The sequence below is a fragment of the Bacillus sp. N1(2025) genome, from assembly GCF_053470005.1.
Genome location: NZ_JBLTJB010000013.1, coordinates 49,133 through 59,504 on the forward strand (window position 1 = coordinate 49,133; position 10,372 = coordinate 59,504).

Below are 10,372 nucleotides of genomic sequence, written 5' to 3' on the forward strand. Positions count from 1 at the left end.
TTTTTAGATATCAGAACTTTTTATCATGAGACAGAAAAGCAGAGCTATAGCTGAGAGGAGGTCAGGCGCCCGTGGATCAAAAACAGCTTATATCCGTAAAAGACATTCTATTCCGATACCGCAAAGATGCAGAAAGACCGGCGCTGGACGGTGTGAGTCTGGAGGTATACGAAGGAGAATGGCTTGCTATCGTAGGCCACAACGGTTCAGGGAAGTCGACTTTGGCCAGAGCGTTGAACGGGCTGATTTTGCCTGAGGCCGGAGAAATTGAAGTCGGCGGCATCAAGCTGACTGAGGATACCGTGTGGGATGTGCGAAAAAAAATAGGGATGGTCTTTCAGAATCCCGATAACCAATTTGTCGGAACGACTGTTCGCGATGATGTGGCTTTTGGTTTAGAAAACAATGGTGTTCCGCGCGAAGAAATGATTGAGAGAGTAGATTGGGCTGTCACACAAGTCAATATGCAGGATTTTCTTGATCAAGAGCCGCACCATCTCTCCGGAGGTCAAAAACAAAGAGTGGCGATCGCGGGAATTATTGCCGCGCGTCCTGATATTATGATTTTGGATGAAGCGACATCCATGCTTGACCCGATTGGGAGAGAAGAAGTCCTTGAGACTGTCAGACGCTTAAAAGATCAGGGCATGGCCACCGTCATTTCGATAACACATGACCTGGAAGAAGCCGCAAGGGCGGACAGGATCATTGTGATGAACGGCGGCAGGAAATATGCAGAGGGCACGCCTGAAGAGATTTTTAAATTAAACGAAGACTTGGTTCGCATCGGTCTTGATTTGCCTTTCTCATTCCAGCTCAGCCTGCTTTTGAAAGAAAGCGGACTGGCTTTAACGAAAAACCATCTGACTCAGGAAGGGCTGGTGAATGAGCTGTGGACATTAAAATCAAAGATGTAGAACACCGCTATCAAATGAAAACACCGTTTGAACGGTTGGCTCTGTATGATATCAATGCCGTGATAAAAGAGGGCAGCTACGTTGCCGTCATCGGGCATACAGGGTCGGGCAAATCGACGCTCCTGCAGCATTTAAACGGTTTGCTGAAACCGACTAAAGGACAGCTTGAACTCGGGAGCACGATTCTGGCAGCCGGTAAAAAGAATAAAGACCTTAAGACTTTGCGAAAAAAAGTCGGAATCGTTTTCCAATTTCCCGAACATCAGCTGTTTGAAGAGACTGTGCTGAAGGACATCGCATTCGGACCGATGAATTTCGGTGTAAAGAAAGAAGACGCTGAACGGAAAGCAAAAGAAATGCTGGGGCTTGTGGGCCTTCCGGAAGACATTTTGGATCGTTCACCATTTGAGCTCAGCGGCGGCCAGATGCGCAGAGTGGCGATTGCCGGCGTTCTCGCGATGGAGCCGGAAGTGCTGGTTTTGGATGAACCGACGGCCGGTCTTGATCCGAGAGGGCGCCAGGACATTATGGACATGTTCTATGCGCTTCATCAGCGGGGAAACCTGACTACCGTTCTCGTCACCCACAGCATGGAGGACGCCGCCCGCTATGCTGACGAAATGATTGTCATGCACAAAGGAACCATTAAAGCGACGGGGAGTCCGCGTGACTTGTTTGTAAAAGGTGAAGAGATGGCCGAAATGGGACTGGATCTTCCTGAATCGGTAAAGTTTCAGAGACGGCTTGAGAAGGCTCTCGGAGTCAAGTATGAGAAACCCATGCTGACCCTGCAGGATGCCGCCAGTGAAATTAAGGCTTTTTTTCAGGAGGAAAAGGACCAATGATGGACAGCATGATTATCGGAAAGTATGTTCCCGGATCATCGCTTATTCACCGATTGGACCCGCGAACAAAACTTGTCAGCATCTTTCTTTTTGTATGTATCGTTTTTTTGGCAAACAACGTACAGACGTACGCTTTGCTCGGTTTGTTTACATTCGGGGTGATCGCCTTAACAAGCGTGCCGTTCAGCTTTTTGCTGAAGGGGCTTAAGCCGATTATCTGGATTGTGGCGTTTACCTTTTTATTACACATTTTCATGACACATGAAGGATCTGTCATTTTTCAGCTTGGCTGGTTTAAAGTGTATGAGGGCGGACTTATACAGGGGATTTTTATCTCCCTCCGTTTCGTTTACCTTATCTTTATGACGACGCTGCTGACGCTGACAACAACGCCGATTGAAATAACGGATGGAATGGAGCAGCTCCTGAATCCTTTTAAAAAGGTGAAGCTGCCCGTACACGAACTAGCATTGATGATGTCGATATCATTGCGATTTATCCCGACATTGATGGAAGAGACAGATAAAATCATGAAGGCGCAAATGGCGAGGGGTGCGGACTTTACAAGCGGCCCGGTGAAAGACAGAATCAAAGCGGTTGTTCCGCTGCTTGTCCCGCTGTTTGTCAGCGCCTTTAAACGCGCGGAAGAGCTCGCGGTCGCCATGGAGGCGAGAGGCTACCAGGGCGGTGAGGGGAGAACGAAATACAGAAAGCTCGTCTGGACCGGAAAGGATACCGGAGCTATTCTGCTCATCATCGTATTAGCCGTGTTATTGTTTTTCTTAAGAAGTTAGAGGTGCTGCTGAATGAGAGTGAAATGTACCATTGCTTATGACGGGCATTTATTTAACGGATATCAGGTTCAGCCTGGAAAGCGGACCGTTCAAAGTGAATTGGAAAAAGCGCTGGCCGTCATCCATAAAACGGACGGCAGGGTGCCTGTCATCTCATCCGGCCGCACGGACAGCGATGTTCATGCTGCCGGGCAGGTCATTCATTTTGATACGCCGCTGTCCATCCCGGCTGAGAAATGGCCGTTTGCGCTCAATGCCCTGCTGCCTGATGATATTGCCGTCAAAACAGCAGAGATTGCGGATGATGGGTTCCATGCACGATTTAGCGCGGTCCAAAAGGAATATCGCTACTTTGTATATACGGAGAAACACCCGGACGTATTTAAACGACATTACGCTTACCATTTTGCATATCCGCTTAATGTGCAGAAAATGAGGGAAGCTTCAAAGCACCTCATCGGGACACATGATTTCACAAGCTTTTGCGCGGCTGATACCGCGGTTCAGGATAAGGTCAGAACGATTTACGAGCTGGATTGGACTGAGACCGGAGACGGCCTGCAGATGCGGATCACCGGAAACGGTTTTCTCTATAATATGGTCAGAATCATTGCCGGAACGTTATTGGATACAGGAGCTGGAAAATTTTCTCCCGATGATGTAAAAGCAATGCTCGAAGCGAAAGATCGCGAAGCCGCGGGGCGCACCGCACCGGGGCACGGGCTGTATTTATGGAGCGTTTGCTATGACAACTAAACCAGGTGTAACATTTTCTTGACAGAGTCTGCATAAAGTTATAAGATATCATATGGTATGTATTTCAACCCCACGATAAGCCCCGGAACTTATTGTGTTGTGAAATAGAACGTAATCGAAGATTATTGAAAATGACAGATCATTTAGGAGGGAAATTCAATGCGTACAACACCTATGGCTAACGCAAGTACTATTGAACGCAAGTGGTTAGTTGTTGATGCAGCAGGCAAGACTTTAGGACGTCTTTCTACAGAAGTTGCATCTATCCTTCGCGGAAAACACAAACCGACTTACACACCGCACGTTGATACTGGAGATCATGTGATCATCATCAACGCTGAAAAAATCGAGTTAACTGGTAAAAAGTTAACTGACAAAATCTACTACCGTCACACTCAACATCCAGGCGGATTAAAATCAAGAACTGCTCTTGAAATGCGTACAAACTACCCTGAGAAAATGCTTGAGCTTGCTATCAAAGGCATGCTTCCAAAAGGTTCTCTAGGTCGTCAAATGTTCAAAAAATTGAACGTATACCGTGGTTCTGAGCATCCACATGAAGCACAAAAACCTGAAGTTTACGAACTTCGCGGTTAATTAAAAAGGAGGTTACCAATTTGGCACAGGTTCAATATTACGGTACTGGCCGTCGTAAAAGTTCTGTAGCGCGTGTGCGCTTAGTTCCAGGAGAAGGTCGTATCGTCGTTAATAATCGTGAAATCAGCGAGCACATTCCATCTCCAGCTCTAATCGAAGATATCAAACAACCATTAACTTTAACTGAAACAGCTGGTACTTATGATGTTTTAGTAAACGTACATGGAGGCGGCTTATCTGGTCAAGCTGGAGCAATCCGTCATGGTATCGCTCGTGCTTTGCTTGAAGCAGATCCAGAATACCGTGCAACACTTAAACGTGCTGGTCTTCTGACTCGTGACGCTCGTATGAAAGAACGTAAAAAATACGGTCTTAAAGGCGCTCGTCGTGCACCTCAGTTCTCAAAACGTTAATCGTTTTGGATGGCAAAAACCACAACTTCTTGGTTGTGGTTTTTTTGTATTTTTTTCTCATATTCAAGAGGTTATCCGATGTTTTTCTAGAATTGTTTGTTATACTCTATTCATTACCAATAAGGAGCGCAGTTATAATGAATAAGTTAGTCATACATAACAGCAAGGCATGGGATAAAAAAGTCGAAACAGGCAATGAATGGACGGTTGCGGTTGATTCTCATACGATTGGTGAAGCGAAAAAAGGCAATTGGAGCATCAGGATGACCCCCGGAAAAGATGTGCCGGCAGATTGGTTTCCGCCCATAGACGGTCTGAAGGTTCTTTGTCTCGCTTCAGGAGGAGGACAGCAAGGCCCGGTCCTGGCTGCTGCAGGAGCGGACGTCACCATCTTTGACAATTCGGAAAAACAGCTTGCGCAAGACAGAATGGTTGCCGAGCGGGACGATCTTACGCTTCGGACTGTCAAAGGCAGCATGAATGATCTGAGCTGTTTTGATGATGAGTCATTTGATTTTATCGTGCACCCGGTATCGAATTGCTTTGTTGATACGGTTCTTCCTGTATGGAAAGAAGCTCATCGCGTATTGAAAAAAGGCGGGTCTTTAGTCGCTGGTTTTGTAAATCCCGTCGTGTTCTTATTTGATATGGATTTAGAGCAGGAAGGCGTCCTAAAAGTAAAGTATTCCATTCCGTTTTCGGATGAAAAAGATCTGAGTAAGAAAAAGGTAAAGGAACTTATTGATAATCATGAAGCGCTTGAATTCGGCCATACGCTGGAGGATCAAATTAAAGGTCAGATTGACGCAGGCTTTATGGTTGCCGGTTTTTACGAGGACAAAGGCGGCCTCGTGCTGGATGAATACATTAATACATACTCCGTAACAAGAAGCATTAAAATATAAAAACGGCATCCCGTCAGAGGTGCTGTTTTTTTGCGGCTTTTTCCTGCGGACGGCTGATCACATTAGCCGAAACCGGTTCTATTCCAATTTCTCTGGCCCAAACCGACAGTTGTCCGATATGGTGAATCTCATGCGCAAGGATGTGGCGGAGAATATCTTCTTTAGGAAAGGTTTGGTCCATCCAGTCCGGCGTAACAAGATCCGGTCCTCTGCGGGAGACCGCATGAATGACATCCTCCCGAAACTGTTCAGACAGCTTTCTGAGATCCTGAATGCTCGTATAGTCAGACTCAGCAGGTAAAACATCATCTTTACCTAAAATGGCACGAGCCCAGCTGATCTCGACATCAATGATATGAAATAAAGTCCGCAAGATGCTCTCCATTCCGCCCGTCCGGGTTTTCGTCAGTTCCTCCCGGCTCAGCTTTTCACATATCATAAACCACTCGTCACGCACCGTCCAATTGTATTGAAACAGCTTTTTCATAACGTCACCTCAGCTCTTTCTTCTTCCAGTTAACATAAAACTCCTTCATTTGGGAGGATTTCCACTATCAACAAAGCATGCTTTTTCCCTTTTCCTTTCAAAATAACAGTAAAAAGGAGCGTGGCTGGCAATGGCAGAAGTATTATCTTTTTCAGACGTGAAACGGCAGAAGGATTTTGAGCTTGAGAAGAGTTTACTAAAGGAGCTGTCACTGACGCAGATCATTCAGTCCGTAAAAGCATGTCTTACCCCTTTGTTTCCCTTTCTTCAAGACGAAAACGGCATTCTGAGTGAAGGATGCATAGATTTTGCAATTGAAGCGTATTTATTAGGCGGCCGGTTCGGCGTCTTTGGCTATTATGGTGAGTCTTTGCAGAGGGCAAACGCCCGTTCGGCTGAAGAAGAGGAAGAACTGACGGTCGATTTTTTTGAATATCTTTGCAATTGGACGCATGAGCAATATTCTTCTGTTGAACAAAAAGAAATCTATGAAGCGTCCTGCCGGTTTATCAACAGCTGGTGGACGGAAGGATTTCTGCAAAGAGAAAAACAATGTAAGCTCCGCATGAGGTAATCATAATTTCTTCCCTTGTCCCATACTTATTAATAACGGGGACAAGCGGGAGGGAAAGGTATGGCAAAAAAGCTGAAATGGCTCGGTTTTTTACTTGGCTTTATCATATTATTGTGTTTATTCCGGTTTCAATTCCATAATGATGATTCCTGGCGGCCGTGGAGTCTGCCGCTGAGCGGAAAAATCATCTATCTCGATCCGGGACACGGCGGGCCGGACGGAGGCGCCACGGGAGGCAGTCACCTTGAAAAGGACATTACTCTCGAAGTGGCCTCCAGGGTAAGAGACTATTTGCAGGAGCAGGGAGCTTTGGTCATTATGACGCGGGAGACGGATACTGATTTAGCTCCTGAAGGGACGAAAGGCTACAGCAGACGCAAAGCGGAAGATCTGAGAAAGCGCGTGGAAATCATCAACCGTTCAGAGGCGGAGCTTTATATCAGCATTCATCTGAACGCCATACCGTCACCGAGATGGAGCGGCGCCCAAAGCTTCTACTATGGAAAATACGAAGAAAATGAAAGAGTGGCAAAATATATACAGGACGAATTGAGAATCAATTTGGAGAATACAACGAGAAAGGCGAAACGGATACACGGCATTTACTTAATGCAGAATGTAACCAAACCGGGCGCGCTGGTGGAAATCGGATTTCTGTCCAATCCCGCAGAAGCGAAAAGGCTCGGACAGCCCAAATATCAGGACAAAATCGCTTCTTCCGTGTATAAGGGCGTATTGAGATACTTCACAGAGAAAGGAGACCCTCCCGAGTAAGGAGGGTTTTTCGCCGATTCTATGTTTAATATATGGTATAATACCATTTGTAAACGAATACACAAAGGGTGAGGGTTCGATGATAAGAGAAGATGAAGTAAGAAATATAGTCGGAAACATGCGCGAACCTTTTCTTCATAGACCGCTGGGAGAATTGGATGCCATTAAAGAAGTAAAGATCAAGCCGGAAAAACGGCATGTCAGTGTAAAAATTGCATTGGCAAAAACGGGGACGGCTGAACAGATGGGTATTCAGCAGGAAATCGTATCCGTTTTGAAAGAAGCGGGTGCGGAAACTGTCGGACTGCGGTTTGAAGAGCTGCCGGAAGAAACATTGGCGAAATTCAGCCGGCCGGCTGCTGAAAGCGAAACCCTGCTGAATAGGAAACACCCGCCGGTCTTTCTTGCGGTGGCAAGCGGAAAAGGCGGTGTCGGCAAATCAACGGTTTCCGTCAACCTGGCCATTTCTCTTGCGCGGCTCGGAAAAAAAGTCGGCTTGATCGACGCGGATATATACGGATTCAGCGTGCCCGACATGATGGGTATTACAGTTCGCCCGACAGTAGAAGGAGAAAAACTGCTTCCTGTCGAAAGATTTGGAGTAAAGGTTATGTCGATGGGCTTTTTCGTCGAAGAAAACGCTCCGGTTGTGTGGAGAGGGCCGATGCTGGGCAAGATGCTGAATAACTTCTTCCATGAAGTTGACTGGGGAGAGGTTGACTATATCGTTCTTGATCTGCCGCCCGGCACGGGTGATGTGGCGCTCGATGTACACACGATGCTTCCGAGCTGCAAAGAGATTATCGTATCAACGCCGCACCCTACAGCCGCATTTGTAGCGGCGAGAGCGGGTTCTATGGCGATTAAGACCGATCATGAAGTTGTAGGGGTCATTGAAAATATGGCTTACTATGAAAGTGCAAAAACCGGCGAGAGAGAATATGTGTTCGGTCAAGGCGGGGGAGATAAGCTTGCAGAGGAATTGCAGGTGCCGCTGCTTGGCAGAATTCCTTTAAAACAGCCTGATTGGGACAAGGACCAGTTTGCGCCTTCTGTCTATGACAGAAGTCATCCGATCGGGGAAATTTATATGGGGATCGCCCAGAAAGTCATTGAAAAAACAGCTGAATAAAAAAGGGGCCGGGATCAACACGGCCCGGCCTTTTATTGGCTTTCTTTTTCAGAGCTTGAAGCCGCTTTTTTCAGTTCATCCTCGAATTGCTTTTTGAAAAGCGGGCTGGAAAGTGTCTCTGTAATTACATCTTCTAAGTAACTGCGGAACTTTTGGCTTTTCACCAGCTCATAGTATTTTTTATCCATGCCGGGGTCCTGCATGACCTGCATAAAACTTTTCTGATAATCAGGGTCTTTCATCAGTTTTTTTATGATTTTTTCGTGCTCGGGCTGAAGAGTTTTTGCAAAGCTCTCGGCGAACTTTGAGTCTTCAAAGATGGTTTTCCAGAACTCCGCCCCTTTTTTAGAGGTGAGGGTTTTCTCTATTGTGCCTTTAATGGCATTTTGATCAATCACCAATGCCTCATTCATCGCATCATCATTTAATATTTCCTTAATTGCTTTTTTTCCATCATCTGTCTTTAATATATCAACAACCATTTTTTTAGTCTGGTCATAATCCATATCCGCTGCTTGGTCTTTTGGAGCACAAGCTGTTACAGATAATACAACAAAACAGCTTATCAATAGCGTTTTGGCTTTTGACATGCATAAGCTCCTTCCTTACTTGTACTTATTTTTAATATGATTCATCGGAATGGATTTATACATAACAAAATATCGCTGAACGCGATTGTCAGGGGGATGAATAAGAGATGAAAAGCCGCGGGCTTGTTCGATTTTTCTTTTCGATTTTAGCTGTGGGCGCTCTTATTACAAGCGTCGTGGGATTTGCTCTGAAGTGGGGGGAGTACAAGGGGTTCTTCCTGAATTTTGATGCCGGTCAGATTTTCTCCGTTCTGATCTGGTTTATCGGGGTAGGCATGATTTTCAGTGTGATCAGCCAGATGGGATTCTTCGTTTTTTTGACGGTGCACCGGTTTGCCCTTGAAATTCTCAGATCAAGCTCGCTTTGGAATCTGCTTCAGCTGTTTATCATTCTGTTTGTCGCTTTTGATTTAATGTACGTCAGATTTTTGTTTTTCGGAGAGCGGGATGACTCGATTGCGGGGTTTGTCTGGCTGCCGCTGGCTCTGCTTGCCGTCGGCCTGTTGACGGCATATATAAAACAAAAGCAGTCCTCAAAAAATACGTTCGTTTCATCATTATTTTTAATGGTCGTTATTACAGCGCTTGAATGGGTTCCCGCGCTACGAGTGAATAATGAGGACTGGCTTTATTTAATGCTGATTCCGCTGATGGGCTGCAATGCGTTTCAGCTGCTAATGCTGCCGAAGTTTGCCCAGAGGTAGTTATTTCACTTCTGATGACTTGACGTCAGTATTTGCGATCAGGTCGCCGACTGTCACGTTTTTCAGTCCTTTTTGCTTTAAATTGTGAATAATGGCGGGGAGCGCTTCTTCAGTCTGTGTTGCTGAATCAGAGGCGTGCAGCAGGACAATGTCGCCGCCTTTTATATGACTGTTTACATTTTCAATGATTTTATCAGGGCCGGGATTTGTCCAATCCTGCGAGTTAACGCTGTAATGAACCACTGAATAGTGGTACTTCTGTGCAATGGTAAGAACCTTTTTATTAAATTGTCCGGTCGGCGGGCGGAGTAAATGAACATTCTTCACACCCAGCTTTTTAAATGCAGTCTGGGCCCGGAGGATATCTTTTTTTATTTCATTGTCCTCTAGGTTCGTATAATTCTTATACGCATATCCCATGCTGCCGATTTGATGTCCGTCTTTTACCATACGTTCAACTGTGTCCGGGTGCCGTTCCGCCCAAGAAGCTGACAGAAAAAAAGTGGCGTTTTTAATACCGTTTGCTTTTAGCGCGTTCAGAATAGGAACCGCTTTTTCGTCGCCCCAGCTGATATCGAATGTTAATGCGACTTCGCCCGCTTTCGTCTCCCCTTTTGAAATAGCCTTCGGGCCGCTATCAGTTAAAAATACAGGAAGGGGGACGGCTCTCTGTATATAAAAAAAGCTGGCTGCTGCAAATGCGGCAATGATAATAATAAGCAGCTGTTTTATCCTTCTGATGTGCCACACGTAGAAGTGATTCACTGATGACGCCTCCTTATCTTGTCCATGCTTGATTACATCGTATGCCGCGGCGGAGATGAATATAACGAAATACGTTTTAAAAAAGATGAAAAAAACACTTGCTAAACTTAATAAATGCA

14 protein-coding genes are annotated in these 10,372 nt (G+C 45.8%); 11 read left to right on the forward strand and 3 right to left on the reverse strand.

Going from position 1 to position 10,372, the window contains the following annotated elements; genetic code table 11:
* The first annotated feature begins 71 nt into the window (after positions 1-71).
* From ACNFN4_RS20365 to ACNFN4_RS20395, 7 genes are all read left to right on the forward strand, one after another.
* Positions 72-917 carry an energy-coupling factor ABC transporter ATP-binding protein gene (locus tag ACNFN4_RS20365; protein WP_129091885.1) on the forward strand — a complete coding sequence of 282 codons (846 nt, stop codon included), beginning with the start codon at positions 72-74 and terminating at the stop codon, positions 915-917.
* The gene (locus ACNFN4_RS20370) at positions 893-1,762 is read left to right on the forward strand and encodes an energy-coupling factor ABC transporter ATP-binding protein (RefSeq protein ID WP_014416754.1); all 870 of its coding nucleotides are present in this window, start codon (positions 893-895) and stop codon (positions 1,760-1,762) included. The genes ACNFN4_RS20365 and ACNFN4_RS20370 overlap by 25 nt, the downstream gene beginning before the upstream one ends.
* Positions 1,759-2,556 (forward strand): energy-coupling factor transporter transmembrane component T family protein, encoded by a 798-nt coding sequence (locus ACNFN4_RS20375; RefSeq protein WP_072176949.1) that lies wholly within the window; start codon positions 1,759-1,761, stop codon positions 2,554-2,556. The genes ACNFN4_RS20370 and ACNFN4_RS20375 overlap by 4 nt, the downstream gene beginning before the upstream one ends.
* A gap of 12 nt (positions 2,557-2,568) precedes the next feature.
* Positions 2,569-3,312, forward strand: a complete 744-nt coding sequence (gene truA / locus ACNFN4_RS20380) for a tRNA pseudouridine(38-40) synthase TruA (RefSeq protein ID WP_448200440.1) — start codon at positions 2,569-2,571, stop codon at positions 3,310-3,312.
* A 159-nt stretch (positions 3,313-3,471) separates the two neighbouring features.
* Complete coding sequence (gene rplM, locus ACNFN4_RS20385) at positions 3,472-3,909, forward strand: 50S ribosomal protein L13 (RefSeq protein WP_003225844.1); 438 nt, start codon at positions 3,472-3,474, stop codon at positions 3,907-3,909.
* A gap of 20 nt (positions 3,910-3,929) precedes the next feature.
* Positions 3,930-4,322, forward strand: coding sequence for a 30S ribosomal protein S9 (rpsI, locus tag ACNFN4_RS20390; protein ID WP_003225846.1), 393 nt, complete (start codon positions 3,930-3,932; stop codon positions 4,320-4,322).
* 137 nt (positions 4,323-4,459) lie between these two features.
* A complete protein-coding gene (locus tag ACNFN4_RS20395) occupies positions 4,460-5,227 on the forward strand; it encodes a class I SAM-dependent methyltransferase (protein ID WP_072176951.1) in 768 nt (255 codons plus the stop codon).
* A 13-nt stretch (positions 5,228-5,240) separates the two neighbouring features.
* On the opposite strand, the gene ACNFN4_RS20400 is transcribed toward ACNFN4_RS20395, so the two are convergent.
* Positions 5,241-5,714 carry a DinB family protein gene (locus tag ACNFN4_RS20400; protein ID WP_448200441.1) on the reverse strand — a complete coding sequence of 158 codons (474 nt, stop codon included), beginning with the start codon at positions 5,712-5,714 and terminating at the stop codon, positions 5,241-5,243.
* A 130-nt stretch (positions 5,715-5,844) separates the two neighbouring features.
* On the opposite strand from ACNFN4_RS20400, the gene ACNFN4_RS20405 reads away from it, so the two are divergent.
* From ACNFN4_RS20405 to ACNFN4_RS20415, 3 genes are all read left to right on the forward strand, one after another.
* Positions 5,845-6,288: a DUF2521 family protein gene (locus tag ACNFN4_RS20405; RefSeq protein WP_007410416.1), complete on the forward strand. Its 444-nt coding sequence runs from the start codon at positions 5,845-5,847 to the stop codon at positions 6,286-6,288.
* A gap of 60 nt (positions 6,289-6,348) precedes the next feature.
* Positions 6,349-7,062, forward strand: a complete 714-nt coding sequence (gene cwlD / locus ACNFN4_RS20410; RefSeq protein WP_128496404.1) for an N-acetylmuramoyl-L-alanine amidase CwlD — start codon at positions 6,349-6,351, stop codon at positions 7,060-7,062.
* Between the two features lie 79 nt (positions 7,063-7,141).
* On the forward strand, positions 7,142-8,194 hold the full coding sequence (locus ACNFN4_RS20415; protein ID WP_007410418.1) for an Mrp/NBP35 family ATP-binding protein: 1,053 nt from the start codon (positions 7,142-7,144) through the stop codon (positions 8,192-8,194).
* Between the two features lie 32 nt (positions 8,195-8,226).
* Here the strand turns inward: ACNFN4_RS20415 and gerD are convergent, their stop codons facing one another.
* Positions 8,227-8,784 (reverse strand): spore germination lipoprotein GerD, encoded by a 558-nt coding sequence (gene gerD / locus ACNFN4_RS20420; RefSeq protein WP_448200442.1) that lies wholly within the window; start codon positions 8,782-8,784, stop codon positions 8,227-8,229.
* A gap of 107 nt (positions 8,785-8,891) precedes the next feature.
* Here gerD and kbaA point away from each other — a divergent pair, with 107 nt between their 5' ends.
* A complete protein-coding gene (gene kbaA / locus ACNFN4_RS20425) occupies positions 8,892-9,488 on the forward strand; it encodes a KinB-signaling pathway activation protein (protein ID WP_014416761.1) in 597 nt (198 codons plus the stop codon).
* Here kbaA and pdaB read toward each other — a convergent pair whose 3' ends face one another.
* The gene (gene pdaB, locus ACNFN4_RS20430; protein ID WP_014416762.1) at positions 9,489-10,253 is read right to left on the reverse strand and encodes a polysaccharide deacetylase family sporulation protein PdaB; all 765 of its coding nucleotides are present in this window, start codon (positions 10,251-10,253) and stop codon (positions 9,489-9,491) included.
* Between the last annotated feature and the right edge of the window lie 119 nt (positions 10,254-10,372).

Excerpts from the sequence above, each read along its gene's own strand:
- ACNFN4_RS20375 (WP_072176949.1), top strand. The coding sequence starts at position 1,759 with ATGATGGACAGCATGATTATCGGAAAGTATGTTCCCGGATCATCGCTT.
- truA (WP_448200440.1), top strand. The coding sequence starts at position 2,569 with ATGAGAGTGAAATGTACCATTGCTTATGACGGGCATTTATTTAACGGA.
- rplM (WP_003225844.1), top strand. The coding sequence starts at position 3,472 with ATGCGTACAACACCTATGGCTAACGCAAGTACTATTGAACGCAAGTGG.
- ACNFN4_RS20395 (WP_072176951.1), top strand. The coding sequence starts at position 4,460 with ATGAATAAGTTAGTCATACATAACAGCAAGGCATGGGATAAAAAAGTC.
- ACNFN4_RS20400 (WP_448200441.1), bottom strand. The coding sequence starts at position 5,714 with ATGAAAAAGCTGTTTCAATACAATTGGACGGTGCGTGACGAGTGGTTT.
- ACNFN4_RS20405 (WP_007410416.1), top strand. The coding sequence starts at position 5,845 with ATGGCAGAAGTATTATCTTTTTCAGACGTGAAACGGCAGAAGGATTTT.
- cwlD (WP_128496404.1), top strand. The coding sequence starts at position 6,349 with ATGGCAAAAAAGCTGAAATGGCTCGGTTTTTTACTTGGCTTTATCATA.
- ACNFN4_RS20415 (WP_007410418.1), top strand. The coding sequence starts at position 7,142 with ATGATAAGAGAAGATGAAGTAAGAAATATAGTCGGAAACATGCGCGAA.
- gerD (WP_448200442.1), bottom strand. The coding sequence starts at position 8,784 with ATGTCAAAAGCCAAAACGCTATTGATAAGCTGTTTTGTTGTATTATCT.
- kbaA (WP_014416761.1), top strand. The coding sequence starts at position 8,892 with ATGAAAAGCCGCGGGCTTGTTCGATTTTTCTTTTCGATTTTAGCTGTG.